A 14,306-nucleotide genomic window follows, 5' to 3' on the forward strand; every position below is an offset into this window, starting at 1 on the left:
ATTAAAAAAACCTTGCCATAAAGGTAAAATATAATTCTGTTTAAATTCTAAAGGAGTAATAAGTTGGTTGAGGTTTTAACAAAAATTAACGTAGTTGTTGGTTATTGGGTTACTGGTTGTTTTGTTATTGAGTTATTGGGTTATTGGATATTGGGTAGTCAAAAAAATTCAAAATAACAGTAAAAGCGTCATGATAGATCATAACGCTTTTACATGGCCTCACCCATGGCCTGCTATCACTTATTCTTTAAAAACGAGGCAAAGCCAAAAAGCGATACTACCAATACACCCAGCGCGGCCAGCATGCTCACTATATCCCGGATGTTTTTACCGGCCCAGGCCATGCCGAAGTATTTATGGAGAAAGATGAACGAGAGCCCTTCTGCCCTGTCGGTACCGGATACTTTGGTGGCTAACTTACCGGTGGTGGTTTCTATATACCAATTTTCGCCGTCGGGATAACTTATTTTTTCAACCGGGAGGCGTTTATTGATAAAGCCGTACTCGTTATCAAATTGCTTAACCTGGCTAACTGCCGGCCGCCCGTTCACCGGCCCATCATGATAAAACTGGCTCAGGTAAGTAGCAAATACCACATCTCCATTGGGTAGTAATTGATGATCTGCCGCCCTGAAATATTGAATTTGCTTCTTTTTATCGAGCACCTGGTAGTATACGTTATTATTAAATTTGACCAGGGCAACCCTCCTGATCACACTATCCGCAACAGGTAGCCGCAGGTTTGACTGGCCCAGCTCCTGCCGGGTAATTAATTGATGGTATGGCCGGTGCTCCGGCTTTAGATTATAAAGCTTAACCACCAAATGAAAGCCGCCGCTAATAACGAAGGTAAACATCACCAACGAAACGATTAAACCGATTTGCCGGTGAAACCGGTGGATAAAGCGTTTATCCACGGTGCCGTTTGCTTCACGCTTCTGCTTAATCTCTTTAAATCGCTTCCAGAATAAACCATAAACCGTTAAACCGCTGATGAGCGAGAGCAACATCACAGCCACGATAACGATTAACACAATGACGCGGAATTTTTCGCCACCCATCCAGGCCAGGAAACGCCAGGTATGAAACTGATCGAACAACCATAAAAAGGCCTTCCGGGTATTGTTATTAAAAGTCCCCATCCGGCTTTGGCTGGTTTCAATATACACATCCATTCCATCCGGGCGGTCGAGCGATATTTTCCACACCGGCAACAGGTGGTTAATGGGTTGGTACCGGCCATCAAACGTAGTTTGCAACTGTGCCGATTTAATTGCCGAACTCGTATCGTTGGTAAAATAACGGGCAAGGTAAATGGCATAGCGCTTATCGCCGTCAGGCAATATTGTCGCGTTAATAGCGGAGTAATATTGGTAAGTGCTGTCGCTTTGCTGGATCTGGTAAAACGTCCCCCGGTCAAAATTCACCAGGCTAAAATTTCGCAATCGAAGGATATGGTTCTGATCCATCACCTGCTGAAGGGACAATACCGGCTTCATCTGATCCTGCGTAAGCGGATGAAACACTTCGCGCGGGATAAAAGGCCGGAACCAGTTGGACATAAACGGGTGCGACAAGCCGCTCAGCGTCCAGAAGATCACCGGTACCAAGGCAGTTAAGCCCAATACACGGTGCCATTGATAAAAGCTTTTTTTCATGATAGTTGACGATCAATATTTTGAAAAGGAATAGCTTACGCCTAAAGTGTATATTCTTGGCGGCGCGGCGTTATAAGTATCGCCATACTGGCCGCTGGTTACCGTGGTAGCGTACAGCTTATTGGTCACGTTCATGGCGTTAAACCAGATGCCGGCGCCTTTTACAATGCGCTTAAAATCGTACCCGAATCGCAGGTTATAAATATCATAACCTGAATAAGTTTTGGTATTGGCCGGATCGGTAAAGTATTTGTCGATATGCTGCCACTCGGCCGAAGCGCGGAAACCCGGCATAAAAAGTGGCTTATAAGTTAGTTCGGAATTGGCTATCCAGGCTGGCGCGTTGCTCATTCGGTTACCGTTATATACCTTTACCTTGCCGTTAGCCACTTCGCTATACTCTACATAAGTGTGCCTGGCATTGGTACCGCTAAAGCGGAAGCTGATTGCTTTAACCGGCGCGTAGGTAAGCGCGTATTCAATACCGCGGTGCCTTGTAGCCCCGGCATTTTGGTTTTGGGTGGTATTGTCGGGCAACAGTTGCGATATAATTTCGTTATGGCCCTCCAGGTCATACAGGCTCAATTCCAGATACATTTTTTTATCTAATGCCGATAGCCATCCGCCCAACTCGTAATTGCTAAAAGTGGCTTGCTTTAAAGGCGTTAGCTGGCGCGCGCTGTACAGGCCGCTGGTTTCGGGCGGCTGAAACCCCACGCTGTAGTTGGCGTAAAAACCTTTGTTGCCGCCCAAATCATAAGTTAAACCTAACTTGGGTGCTACAATATTAAAATCGTTGGTTTCCTGTTGCTTGTATTTGGTATTGCTTGCAGGCAGTCCGTTGGTAAAATTATAATGCACATGGTCATACCTTAAACCGGCCACAACACGCAGGGCATCTACCGGGCGAAGCTCAAATTGGGTATATGCCGCAGTGTTTAACAGGCCTATTTTATAATTATCGATATAAGTGCCTGCATTGCTAAAGCCGGTATAATAATTATTAACAACATCCTTCTGGATATTTAAAAGCTGGGCATAGTATGAGCTTGGGCTATCATCAAGATAAGCACCAACAATTAACCGGGAATGCAGCCAGTTAAAATCGGCCCGGTGCTGGGTTAAAATGCCATAGCTGGTAAACTTCTGATCGTTTACCTGCCCGTTCGAGCTCAGGTATTTACCCGAGGCATCCCGAACATCGGCAATATAATAACTGGGCAGCTGGGCCGTGGAGTTATCACGAAAAAAGACGGTAAAAAACGTATTGTTACGCTCGTTCCAGGCATGTTCAAGCCTTGAGCTGGCACGGAAAGCTTCTACCTTGCGGTAGGTAAAGCGCTGGTTGGAGCCATAGCTGCGGCTGTAAAAATGGGCGCTATCTAAACTACCCGGAGTTTGCGTATTGAGGTAATTGTAAGCCGCCGAGGTGGTAAGGCGTGTATCGGCATCAAAATCATAAGTAGTTTTGAGGTTGACGGAATATTTATCGAAATCGGAATAATCCTGCCAGCTATCCTTTTGGTGTGCTACGTATCCGCCCGCATACAGCCCGAATTTACCTGCGGTAAAACCTCCGTCAGCATCAACCCGGCGGTAATGATAGCTATCACCCTGAACGGATATATCGCCGCTGTAACCGGATGGTGGACTTTGCGTGATAAAGTTGACCGCACCGCCGATAGAATTACTTCCGTATAGCGATGAGGCCGGGCCTTTAATTACCTCGATATCCTTTACACCCGCCATGTTAATTTCGTACAGCGAATTATGGTTAAAAATTCCCGTTGGGCGGATAGGCAGCCCATCTTCCATATACAGGTAAAGGGCGTTATAAGTGATGGGTTGGCGGATGGCCATGGTATGCTGCTCGTTGCCCAGGTTAACCATGTATACGCCGCTCACCTTATTGAGCAACTGGTATAAAGCAGTGGCTTTGGTATCTTTAATCTGGATGGAGTTGATCTGACTGATAGCGATAGGGGCGCTCTGGCGCGATTGTCCCTCGCGGCTGGCCGATACAATAACGGGCTGCAAATCTACATTCGAAGTTTCTAAAGTAATGTTTAACGCCTTCGCGGATGTGAGCTTATTTAAGTCGACCAGCTTTGAGGTATAACCGATCATGCTAAATCTGAGTATACCGTTAACCGACTCGGGCAGGTTAAATATTCCTTTAGCATTAGTTTGAGTGATGCCTTTCCCAGCGGGGCTGGTGATAACCACGCCGGGTAGGGGCTCGTGGGTAATGGCGTCTGTTACGGTACCTGCAATTTGGGCGTGTATTTTTATGGAGAACAGTAGTAGGATGGAGAGTATGATATAGCGCATTTAGTGAATATTTTGATGCTTGCTGATGTTTATATTTTTTCAGTTCCCCTCTTGAGAGCATAGCCGTCAATTTAAGTAGCTGTACTCATATATTGTTGATTTTCAGTTATTTAATTTTTAGGCGCGGTTTGCCCGCATGGGCAAACCTATGTATTTTTACTCTCATATTTTTCGTTTTTTAAGGCGGGGAGGTTTAGATGACCCCGCCTTTCTTATTTTTGTTTAACTATCTAAATATAGTATTTAAATATCTAATAATCAAATACTTATTACAATTTCTTCTATTTTTAACCTATGTTTTCTGTGCTCTTTTGAAAGGTGCTTTAAGTTTAATTTCTCCAACAGAGCTAACCACTTTGAGCATATCCCTAAAAGCTGCGCTCGCAATTCTTCTTTCGTAGAAGCGATTAGTCGATGCACCTTTAAAACACTAATTTGACCTATCTTACCGATAGCCATGCATATTTTCCAACTCAAAACTGCCCAGATCAACTTACTGTATAATATACTGGTTATACGATCCGAACTTCCTTTGGGGAACGTGTGTATCTTTAAAAACGACTTCCATGCTTTAAAAACCAATTCTATCTGCCATCGCAGGTGATATAACTTTTGGATCAATTCAGCGCTATATTTTTCGCTCACCAGGTTGGTAACAATAAAGTTAAACCCTGCCCGCTCTTTGAATCCCTTACTGGTGGTACTGCCTTTCTTTTTATTGTACTTTTCAGTATTGGCTATCCGCCTTGCCTTGAGCTCTTCACTTACCGGTTCTATTATTATCCTTACCGGCATCTTATCAGCTCCGATATATACCTGTTGATCAAATACGCCGGTTATGCCTTGTAGTTTCGACAACTCTAACTTTTGGTATTGGTCGTCCTTTAATAGATAAATCGTTGTTTTCGGACATAATTTATTAATAAAGAAAGCTTTGACTTTGTTAATATTGTTCATATAACTCAAGTGAGTGTAACCCAGATCTCTCATATATAATACCCCCGGCTGAATTGATGCCTTGTCCAGATGACTCTCACCCTGGTCATTTGCGTTGGCCGGAGTTACTTTGATATCGCTTTTACCACTTTTGATTTCAAATTCAAATTGTACAGATGCTCCCGCTTTCATCCCACTTCCTTTTGTTCCGGGGAATGTCTCTGCAATAACTTCCGGCAACGCGAAACGGGTAGAATCTTTGATACGGATCTCCAAGCCCTGTGTTTGCTCTTGCGGTAACTCAACTGCTATTAATTGCTCAAAAACGGCTTGTACAAACTTTGTCATATTGCTGTGATGTCTTTGATGCAATGCCTGCTTCGAAATATCAAGCCCATCCCTCCGCATTAACTGCATACTCATGCCGTTAAACGATTGATCTCCATCAAATAACGCCATATCCAATAGTTCCTTGCCTCCCACTTTTCGTTTGCGTTGTATAGCCTCTGTTTTACGGGCCAGGCCATCTAACACCGTTGGTTCAAATAGTTCCGAACTCATTCGCTCGAATAATGACTGCAATTTTGCAGTTCCGATTCTTGCTCTAAAAAAATTTTATCCCTTTTTTTTCTAAAGTTGACGGCTATGCTCTCAAGAGGGTTTGCTTGTGCGGTTGCTGGAGGGTATTTGCTGCGCGACGAATATCCTGTCGCTCGCATAGAACACACCCCTCCGCCCCTCTCGAGAGGGGAATCGCACGGGGCCTGGCTTTTTAATTTTTAGTTCCCCCCTTGAGGGGGGCGGGTTTCGCTGTGCGGCTGCAAGGGGTGTGTTCACCGCGCGACAGATATTTATTGTCGCTTGCATAGAACACACCCGCTCCGAGAGGCAAATGGCACAGGGCCTCGCCGTAATTATGGGGCTTATGCTGTTAGTAAACTAATTTACAGACGCTATTTGTCACGTGAATACCTGCGCAGAGTTAGTTCGCAGAAGATATACTCCGCGATGCTATAACTTATCACTAATAGTTAGTTAGTTAGTTAGTAACAATAACAGTTAACCCAATAACTAAAACTTACACTCTTGGTGGCTGAAAGATAACTCCGGGCTGTACAGGCTGTACGGCGAAATGATAGGGGGTCGCGATGATCTGCAACAATTGATTGTGGAATTGGATAGGTGCCGAAGTGGCGAAGAATACTTCCTGGAAAAGGCTCTTCTGAGTTTGGCGCTCTTCGCTTCGTTCCTTTTCTTCGGCTTGCTTTATTTTTTTGGCTAAGTAGCACTTACCGTTACAATGCATCCAGGGCTTATCGCGGTTTTCGCAAAGCGTACTGGCAATAAACTTCTGATTTAAGTTGAAACCTGCAAAAACATACAATTGCGTAAAATTTGCCGATAGAATGGCAAACATCAGGAACAATGTAGTTATACGGCTTAACATTGCTGCAAAGGTATGAAGTTTGCAGATTTAAGGAGGTATGAAATGAAAATTTTTGTGTGAATTTATTGGATAAATGCTCACAATTAATTCAATTTTTGATAAGCAATAAGAATTAACAAAATACGTATTTTGTATAAATTGATTGTGTTATGCAAAGTCAAAAATTAAACGATTTACAATTAGAGCTCTTAAACCTGTACTCATTTGAGCCTAAAGAAGAAGATCTTTTGGCAATAAAAAATTTGCTTGCTCAATATTTTTCAAATAAGCATCAGAAAAATATTCAATTAGCTATTGACGAAAAGGGTATAACAGAAGCTGATTTGGATAATTGGATTGATGAATAAGTTCCGCCTTATTCTTGATACTAACATATTCGTGGTTTCGCTTGCTCCACGTTATAAATACAATTTGGATATATCAATCATTGAACCATAGCAAATTTGACATGATAGTGTCAAACGAAATTTTAACTGATACCAGGAACAAATAACAATTCAGTATAGCATCGAGCATACATAAGCATCGCTTGGCTTCTTTTATTACTTCCAAATGTTATCCTCAAAACCCATCCTACTTATGGCAATTGGTAGAGAATGACAAAGACCACAACAAATTTATAGATTGTTATATAGCCAGCCAGTCGGATTATATCATAAGCAATGATCGTCATCTACATCAATTAAAAAATAATCGATTCCCACATATTGCCATTTTGCGTTATGATGAATTTGAAGAAATGTATTAAGATATTTTATAACTTCCGGCATTCATTTTCACATCCGCACCTATCCGCATCTGCACATTTAAATCAATCACCTTACCGGTTCAATAAAAATTTGTTTGATGCGTGGAAACTGCGACTGGATATTTTTGCTAATACGTTCTATGGCATCGGTAATCTGCCCGGTGTTCAGGTCGGGCTTAAAAATGGTATTGAGCTGCATTAATACCTCTTCGGGGCCCATATAAGTAGAGAAATGTTTTTTCACCTTAATCACAGCTTCATCGGCTTCCGTTAGCGCCACTATTGTACGCATATTTTTTTTACTGGTAGGTTCCCCCATCAACAAACTCTTGCTTTCGCGCACCAGCAACAAAGATATCACAATCATAATGATCCCGATCAGCATCGATGCCCCGCCATCACAGTATGGACTATGAAACAAGCGCCCCAGGTATACCCCACCAAAAGCTATCACCAGGCCAAACAGATCACCCACATCGCCTAATAATACAATAAAAGTGGGCGGGTCTTTACTTTCGGTTACCGCCTTAAAAAATGATGTATGGCCACGCTGTTTGTTGAATTCCTTTAAAGCGGTGTATAACGACACGCAAGTAAATAGAAAGGCAATGCCCAGGATAATGTAAGTAAGTGTAGGGCTTCCGCTGATTTCCGGACGCCTCAATCGCAGCACACCTTGATAAAACGATATACAGCCTCCTAAAATAAATATCACCAGCGATACCATAAACGACCAGAAATACAACTCCCTGCCATAACCAAAGGGCCTTTCATCGTCTGGCGATTTCCGGCTTGACCGTACGCCCCATATCAACATGAGTTGACTGAAGGCATCGATAACCGAGTGGATCCCTTCCGAAATCATAGATGAACTTCCTGTTATCATAGCCGCTATAAACTTTGAGGCGGCTATTATAATATCTACACCTAATGAAACGTAAAGAAACGTTCTCGATTTCATTCCTGATTTATTGTTTTATAAGGCATCCGGTTATATAACAATTAAAATGCCTACAGTTTGCGGCGAAATAAATTATTACGAACTATTGAAGAACCTTGCACTTAAAATGAAAGATAGGCTGCCGTATAGAAAACTGCGGTAACTGAAATGAAACTATTTTGCAATAAATGATCAATCAGCTGAGATGTAACTGAATATAGGCACTCCCATACTTGCTACGAGGCGAAAACACAGCGGTGGAAATTGCCCCGCCGAACATTCAATCACCGCATTGAAATCCCTAAATCCAACCCGTTATCACTGAATTCCGAGCTCGGGCATTGGCAAGGATTTTTTCTTTGCTTTAATTTTGATTACCTGATAGCTTGTGCCGGCGATAAAAAAAAAGAAAATGATAGTTAAATTGATTTTTACAATTGACGAAGCCGGATCTGTCGCCAAGGGTTGACTAAGAGGTAAGCGGGTAAGTGTTTCCACCGTGGCCGGAATCATAGACAAGAACAGTGTAAACGACATGATGATAGTTTGCACGTAATCGGCAAACTTTTTTAGCGGCTTAATGGCATAAGCGTAGATGGCAATGGGCAATAACAGCAAAATGATAATAGCAAGGGGATGACCGGGTGTAAGATGGCCGGTTTTCATGATAGGTAATGCGGTAAGGCAGGCAATAACGGTTAATACGGTATATAACCTACCGGCACCCTCCATAGGGTTAAGTTTTCCGTACCTGGGCAGTGCATAAACTGCTACTAAAACGGCAAGCACACTAATAGCAGTGTGAATAATTCCAAGGATTGATAAATGATTAGGCATAGCTTTGATTATTAAGTGATTAGAATAATGAAAGTTAAGAAAAAAAATAAAAACGGAAAGTACGACGCTCAATTTATAACTTCCGGGCACAATATGAGGATACGATAAGTTGTTGTACCCGTATAATATTTACCAGCATGGAGTAGGGCTGTCAAAATATAAATAGCAAACAATGCACTTACCCGATTGTATAATTATTAAACCTGCAGAAACCATGATCAAGTTAGGATTATTAATTACCCTGGAAGCCAAACCCGGGAAGGAAGCCGAGGTAGAAGCCTTTTTAAAAAGCGCACTCCCTTTAGCCCAAAACGAGCCCGATACCATTAACTGGTACGCCACCAAAATCAACGCCAACACCTTTGGTATATTCGATACCTTTATTGACGAACAGGGCAGGCAGGCTCACTTAAAAGGCCCTATTGCAGCCGCTTTGATGGCCAAAGCAAACGACTTGCTAATTAAGCCCCCGCTTATTGAACCAATTGACCTACTGGTTTCAAAATAACCGTATATGGATAAATAATATCCTATTAAGGCTACCCCACGCCTGCAAAAAATGGTAATCAGTAAAACGGGGGCATGTTTTATTTAAAAAAACAGTATTTTAGGCTGATATGCCCGCTGCCAATCCATCCTTAAAAAAACTCAGGCTCATACCCCTTGCAGCTGTTATTTTCTTTACAGTATCCGGGGGTCCATACGGCCTTGAGCCCTTGTTAACCTACGGAGGCAAAAACGGGGCCCTGTTGCTACTGCTGATTACGCCGCTGCTATGGGACATTCCCACCATATTTACCGTGTTGGAACTCAACAGCATGATGCCCGTTACCGGCGGCTATTACCAGTGGGTTAAACGCGCACTGGGCTTACGCATGGCCCTTTACGAAGGCTGGTGGACCTGGCTCTACACTTTTGTCGATCTGGCCATTTACCCGGTTTTATTTATCACCTATGCTACCTATTTTTTCCCGGCGGCGGCAACTTATAAAATTCCCATTTGTTTGTTCATCATCTGGTTGTCGGCAATTATTAACATCCTGGGAATAGTGCCGGTTGGGCGCGTTTCGTTATTATTGAGCGCATTGGTTATAATGCCGTTTTTGTTGCTTTGTATTGTGGGTTTTACGCGTCATGCAGGTACGTTTCATATACCAGCTATGTCGCTGAAAGGTGTGAGCTTTTCATCTATTGGCATGGGCTTGTACACCGTTATGTGGAACTTTTTAGGCTGGGACAACGCCACCACCTATGCCGAAGAAGTTAAAAACCCCATCAAAACATATCTTGCCTCTACCGGGATAGCCTTTTTAGCCGTCATCATCATTTACTCGTTCACGGTGCTTACAGCGGTGCAATCCGGCATGGATCTTAAAGCCATTACCGCGAACGGATTCCCTGCGCTGGGTGCTTATCTTGGCGGTAACTGGTTAGGCGGGCTGCTTGCCGCTGGTGGAATGGCCTGCACATTAGGTTTGTATTCTGCTGTATTGCTATCCGTATCCAGGGTACCCAAAGTAATGGCCGACGATGGGCTGATGCCCAAAAGGCTCGAAGCACTCCATCTGCGTTATCAATCACCTTACGTCTCCATCATCGTCTGTTCAATTGTAGTGAGCCTGATGATTATACTCTCGTTCACCGACCTGCTCATTATTGATGTCACCTTGTACGGCGCGGGTTTATCTCTTGAGTTTATTTCGCTCATCGTACTGCGTATTAAAGCTCCCAACGAACATCGCCCGTTTAAAATCCCCTTTAAAGTGCCTGGCTTATGCCTGATGATCCTGCTTCCGGTAGCCGTTTACGGCATAGCAGTGGCTGGCGCATTTTCCGAGTCGGAAGAAACACTCAGGCCACTTTTGTTCGCATTCGGCATTATGCTTTCCGCCGAAGTTTTATGGCGTATTATTGTTTGGAAGAAGCCGGAGTTGAAAGCCGTCGCGCGCAATCAAGTATAACATGGCCATTAAATTGCCGATTGTACAGCATGGCCACTTTTGCTCAAAGCGTTATATAAAATATGGTCAGCCAACGTGTTCCGAGGTTATTCAATGCTGCAAACCTTTCATCACTCAATAAATCCTGTGAAACTAACATCAAGCTTTATCTAATCAATACGCTTTGGGTATAAAGTGAAATTAAAGTAAATGATATCCATTAGCGAACAATAAGCATCTCGAATTGACTTCGAGTTAAAAAATCACAGATTATCCATTGCTTTGATTTGCTAAAATTAATCCCGTATGTACCTTCTGCAGTTACATTTAAAACACTTATACATTTTACCCGGTAGCCAAAATAAAAACACTTTGTAAAAGAAACCCCGGGGCACTCTATAATTAAGCATAGAATGGCATTTGGGGCAGGTTAACGCCTTTTTTGAAAGGTGAATCGAATTATCGATCTCGTTCAACTCTAAAACCATAACCATAAAATTAACAGGTAGAACTAAGTATACGAAAATACGGTTACTAAGTTACATTATTGACTAAATTTATATTAAAACTGTAATTTCCTCGGATGATGCCTAATCCATCAAAAGTTTCTGGAATAAAGAGCGCTCCATTTTTAATAAAAAAGGAACCTTTTTATCAAACAGATTGTATATTTAACGGACATATAAACTATACTGTTATGACTACAATTGAGAATAAATATTTCAAGGTATCGATCAGCCCGCAGGGGGCGCAACTAACCTCGGTTTTTAACAAAACAGATCAGACGGAGCACTTATGGCAAGCCGACCCGGCAATATGGCCCTGGCATGCGCCAAACTTGTTTCCGATAGTTGGCGGTACAGTGAATAATCAATTACATGTTGATGGTGTAGCTTACCCAACAACCAGGCATGGCTTTACCCGTACTTCAACTTTTCAGCTGGTAGAAGCAAGCGATAAGCACGCTAAGTTTTCGTTACCTTTCAGCGAAAAAACACTGGCCATTTATCCTTACAAATTTGAGTTTCAAATTATTTATACCTTGATAGATAATGCGTTAAGAGTTTGTTACAAGGTAATAAACCAGGATGATAAGCCTATTTATTTTTCTGTTGGCGGCCACCCGGCTTTTAACGTTCCTTTTTATCCGGGTGAGAATTATGAAGATTATTATCTTGAATTTGAGCAACAAGAACCACTGATAACTCATACCATATCCCCGGATGGAAATCTTTCCGGCTTAACAGAGCCCGTTGTTCTGCATGATAGAAAGCTCCGCTTAACCAAAGAGCTTTTTGCTAACGATGCCCTGGTTTTTAAAAATATCAAATCAAAAGAAATAACCATCAGAAGTGATAAGCACGATAAGTTTTTATCGGTACAATATCCGCATTTTGCACATATGGGCATTTGGGCTAAACGGGGGGCAGATTTTGTTTGTATTGAACCTTGGCTGGGATACTCGGATACCGAAGGGATAGTTACCGATATCAAACGAAAGGAAGCTATACAGCGACTTGAATACGGGCACGTGTTTGAAGTTGATTTTTTCATTTCTACCAGTTATTAAGCAAGCCATTAAACCATTAATTAAAGGTGCTTAATGAGGGCACCTTTTTTATTCAAATAATGATATGAAAACAGATTCAACCCAGCGTTTTACAGACCGGGTGAGCAATTACGTAAAATACCGGCCCTCATACCCAAAAGAGGCTATTAATTACCTGATATCAGAATGCGAATTAAATCCCGGTTCCAAAATTGCTGATGTAGGCTCCGGAACGGGGATATTCTCAGCGCTGTTACTGGATAAAGGCTATACTGTTTACGGGGTGGAACCGAATGAGGATATGCGCCTTTCGGCGGAGAGCTTGTTCAGCGAAAACAAAAACTTTATTTCTGTTACCGGAACAGCGGAAGATACCACCTTGACGACGCATAGCATGGATCTGATTATTTGCGCCCAGGCTTTTCATTGGTTTAATGCGGAAGAAACTCAAAAAGAGTTTAAGCGAATACTCAAAGACGACAGCAAGTACGTGGCCCTGATCTGGAATAACCGCCTTACCCATGTCGATCCCTTCGCCAAATCCTATGATCAACTTTTACAAGACAAAGGCACAGATTATAAAGAGGTAAACCACCAACATTTAAAGGGAGTAAATTTTCAAAGCTTTTTTAAATATGGGGAATACACGCTTAGCAAGTTTGCCAACAAGCAAACTTTCGATTACGAAGGTTTATCAGGCAGGGCGTTTTCCTCATCCTACGTTCCTGCGGAGCATACCGATGCCGGGATTGAATTTGCCCGCTTGTTAAAAGAGCTATTTAACCAATACCACGTTAATGGACAGATTGAGATGAGATATGAAACCGAAATTTACCTTGGTAAGGTTTGCTAAAAATAGCTATGGCCGATAGGAAGATATGATTACATCTCCCCGGTAAAAATCATATTTTCATTCTTAATCCATGTACTGATGGCTCAAACAAATAAAATTAATGACAAGCGTCTAACCAAAAGACAAGTTTTAGAAATCATTAAAACCGAAGGTAAGTTTCACGATGAATATACCAAGTTTTTTGAGGAAAAATATACCAGCGGATTTGTACAGCAAGACAAAGTTTATGAATTACCGGGAGAGCGATATTTGTATGTATTTGATGAAAAAGAACTTTCGATAGGAGGCAAAGGGGATATTTTTTCAAAAGATGATTTTAATAGGCGTGTAAGATGGCATAAGCGGGTTCGTGAAGATTATGCTAACGACAGGCGTAATTCAGTTGATCATTGGAGATTTTACTCTAAATATAAAAACGATTTTATCGGACACATTAAAGAACACATCGTTAGTTTAGCAAAACAATTAGGAGTCGACGGCGCAATACTTGATTGCACCTATGAAAGTTTGGATTTGGTTACAAACGGCTGTATGCAATATGAAATCGAAGAACTATTCAATAACCTTTACGACAACTTGGTAGCTTACGTTGGCGAAGTAATTAGAAAGCGAGTTAATGGTACCTGGGATACCAACAACATCGCCGATCCTTACCCATTGATTAGAGTTCATTCGAAACGCATTCAGTACATGCCAATAAATGTAGTTTGGGGCACCTTAAACGGGCTCAAAAATATTGATTTTAGAAAGGAAACAGCCAATGAAGTCCGTCGGCATGCATTTGGCTAAGAACAGTCAACAAGATGAAAGCTATAAGAGCGGAAAAAACTCCCACGCATAAAAAAACCCCACTAACAAAGTTAGCGAGGTTAATTTAAGATTGGGCACCGACCTACTCTCCCACGTTTTACCGCAGTACCATCGGCTCTGGCGGGCTTGACTTCTCTGTTCGGAATGGGAAGAGGTAGACACCGCCGATATAGGCACCTGAATTTCTTGTAGATTTCAGTATTGAGATCTGAGATTTGAGACTCTTTTCTGCTTGATACCGTCATCTGATATTTTAT

12 protein-coding genes and 1 rRNA gene are annotated in these 14,306 nt (G+C 42.2%); 6 read left to right on the forward strand and 7 right to left on the reverse strand.

The features are described from left to right. Window positions 1-236: 236 nt before the first annotated feature. The 4 genes from MUCPA_RS05995 to MUCPA_RS35740 form a co-directional block, all read right to left on the reverse strand. Window positions 237-1,658, reverse strand: a complete 1,422-nt coding sequence (locus MUCPA_RS05995; protein ID WP_008505085.1) for a PepSY domain-containing protein — start codon at window positions 1,656-1,658, stop codon at window positions 237-239. Between the two features lie 12 nt (window positions 1,659-1,670). Beyond that, complete coding sequence (locus tag MUCPA_RS06000; protein ID WP_008505086.1) at window positions 1,671-3,989, reverse strand: TonB-dependent receptor; 2,319 nt, start codon at window positions 3,987-3,989, stop codon at window positions 1,671-1,673. Window positions 3,990-4,247: 258 nt separating this feature from the next. Beyond that, on the reverse strand, window positions 4,248-5,486 hold the full coding sequence (locus MUCPA_RS06005) for an IS4 family transposase (RefSeq protein ID WP_008503844.1): 1,239 nt from the start codon (window positions 5,484-5,486) through the stop codon (window positions 4,248-4,250). Between the two features lie 517 nt (window positions 5,487-6,003). After that, a complete protein-coding gene (locus tag MUCPA_RS35740) occupies window positions 6,004-6,372 on the reverse strand; it encodes a hypothetical protein (RefSeq protein WP_050982034.1) in 369 nt (122 codons plus the stop codon). A gap of 149 nt (window positions 6,373-6,521) precedes the next feature. Between MUCPA_RS35740 and MUCPA_RS06015 the strand changes: the two genes are divergently transcribed. Then, window positions 6,522-6,719 carry a hypothetical protein gene (locus MUCPA_RS06015; RefSeq protein ID WP_008505089.1) on the forward strand — a complete coding sequence of 66 codons (198 nt, stop codon included), beginning with the start codon at window positions 6,522-6,524 and terminating at the stop codon, window positions 6,717-6,719. Between the two features lie 468 nt (window positions 6,720-7,187). On the opposite strand, the gene MUCPA_RS06020 is transcribed toward MUCPA_RS06015, so the two are convergent. Next, window positions 7,188-8,081 (reverse strand): cation diffusion facilitator family transporter, encoded by an 894-nt coding sequence (locus tag MUCPA_RS06020; RefSeq protein ID WP_008505090.1) that lies wholly within the window; start codon window positions 8,079-8,081, stop codon window positions 7,188-7,190. Window positions 8,082-8,378: 297 nt separating this feature from the next. Beyond that, window positions 8,379-8,897 carry a hypothetical protein gene (locus MUCPA_RS06025; RefSeq protein ID WP_008505091.1) on the reverse strand — a complete coding sequence of 173 codons (519 nt, stop codon included), beginning with the start codon at window positions 8,895-8,897 and terminating at the stop codon, window positions 8,379-8,381. Between the two features lie 214 nt (window positions 8,898-9,111). On the opposite strand from MUCPA_RS06025, the gene MUCPA_RS06030 reads away from it, so the two are divergent. From MUCPA_RS06030 to MUCPA_RS06050, 5 genes are all read left to right on the forward strand, one after another. Further along, on the forward strand, window positions 9,112-9,405 hold the full coding sequence (locus MUCPA_RS06030) for a putative quinol monooxygenase (protein WP_040625746.1): 294 nt from the start codon (window positions 9,112-9,114) through the stop codon (window positions 9,403-9,405). Between the two features lie 109 nt (window positions 9,406-9,514). Then, on the forward strand, window positions 9,515-10,858 hold the full coding sequence (locus MUCPA_RS06035; RefSeq protein ID WP_008505093.1) for an APC family permease: 1,344 nt from the start codon (window positions 9,515-9,517) through the stop codon (window positions 10,856-10,858). A 676-nt stretch (window positions 10,859-11,534) separates the two neighbouring features. Then, window positions 11,535-12,407, forward strand: coding sequence for an aldose 1-epimerase family protein (locus MUCPA_RS06040; protein WP_040627096.1), 873 nt, complete (start codon window positions 11,535-11,537; stop codon window positions 12,405-12,407). A 64-nt stretch (window positions 12,408-12,471) separates the two neighbouring features. After that, complete coding sequence (locus MUCPA_RS06045; protein ID WP_008505096.1) at window positions 12,472-13,239, forward strand: class I SAM-dependent methyltransferase; 768 nt, start codon at window positions 12,472-12,474, stop codon at window positions 13,237-13,239. A 78-nt stretch (window positions 13,240-13,317) separates the two neighbouring features. Further along, window positions 13,318-14,028 carry a hypothetical protein gene (locus MUCPA_RS06050; RefSeq protein WP_008505099.1) on the forward strand — a complete coding sequence of 237 codons (711 nt, stop codon included), beginning with the start codon at window positions 13,318-13,320 and terminating at the stop codon, window positions 14,026-14,028. Between the two features lie 90 nt (window positions 14,029-14,118). On the opposite strand, the gene rrf is transcribed toward MUCPA_RS06050, so the two are convergent. Then, a 5S ribosomal RNA gene (gene rrf, locus MUCPA_RS06055) occupies window positions 14,119-14,230 on the reverse strand. Window positions 14,231-14,306: the final 76 nt, after the last annotated feature.

Source organism: Mucilaginibacter paludis DSM 18603 (genome assembly GCF_000166195.2).
In the GTDB taxonomy this organism is placed as follows: domain Bacteria; phylum Bacteroidota; class Bacteroidia; order Sphingobacteriales; family Sphingobacteriaceae; genus Mucilaginibacter; species Mucilaginibacter paludis.

Coding starts and splice junctions, on each gene's coding strand:
- MUCPA_RS05995 (WP_008505085.1), bottom strand. CDS start 1,658: ATGAAAAAAAGCTTTTATCAATGGCACCGTGTATTGGGCTTAACTGCC.
- MUCPA_RS06000 (WP_008505086.1), bottom strand. CDS start 3,989: ATGCGCTATATCATACTCTCCATCCTACTACTGTTCTCCATAAAAATA.
- MUCPA_RS06005 (WP_008503844.1), bottom strand. CDS start 5,486: ATGAGTTCGGAACTATTTGAACCAACGGTGTTAGATGGCCTGGCCCGT.
- MUCPA_RS35740 (WP_050982034.1), bottom strand. CDS start 6,372: ATGTTAAGCCGTATAACTACATTGTTCCTGATGTTTGCCATTCTATCG.
- MUCPA_RS06015 (WP_008505089.1), top strand. CDS start 6,522: ATGCAAAGTCAAAAATTAAACGATTTACAATTAGAGCTCTTAAACCTG.
- MUCPA_RS06020 (WP_008505090.1), bottom strand. CDS start 8,081: ATGAAATCGAGAACGTTTCTTTACGTTTCATTAGGTGTAGATATTATA.
- MUCPA_RS06025 (WP_008505091.1), bottom strand. CDS start 8,897: ATGCCTAATCATTTATCAATCCTTGGAATTATTCACACTGCTATTAGT.
- MUCPA_RS06030 (WP_040625746.1), top strand. CDS start 9,112: ATGATCAAGTTAGGATTATTAATTACCCTGGAAGCCAAACCCGGGAAG.
- MUCPA_RS06035 (WP_008505093.1), top strand. CDS start 9,515: ATGCCCGCTGCCAATCCATCCTTAAAAAAACTCAGGCTCATACCCCTT.
- MUCPA_RS06040 (WP_040627096.1), top strand. CDS start 11,535: ATGACTACAATTGAGAATAAATATTTCAAGGTATCGATCAGCCCGCAG.
- MUCPA_RS06045 (WP_008505096.1), top strand. CDS start 12,472: ATGAAAACAGATTCAACCCAGCGTTTTACAGACCGGGTGAGCAATTAC.
- MUCPA_RS06050 (WP_008505099.1), top strand. CDS start 13,318: ATGGCTCAAACAAATAAAATTAATGACAAGCGTCTAACCAAAAGACAA.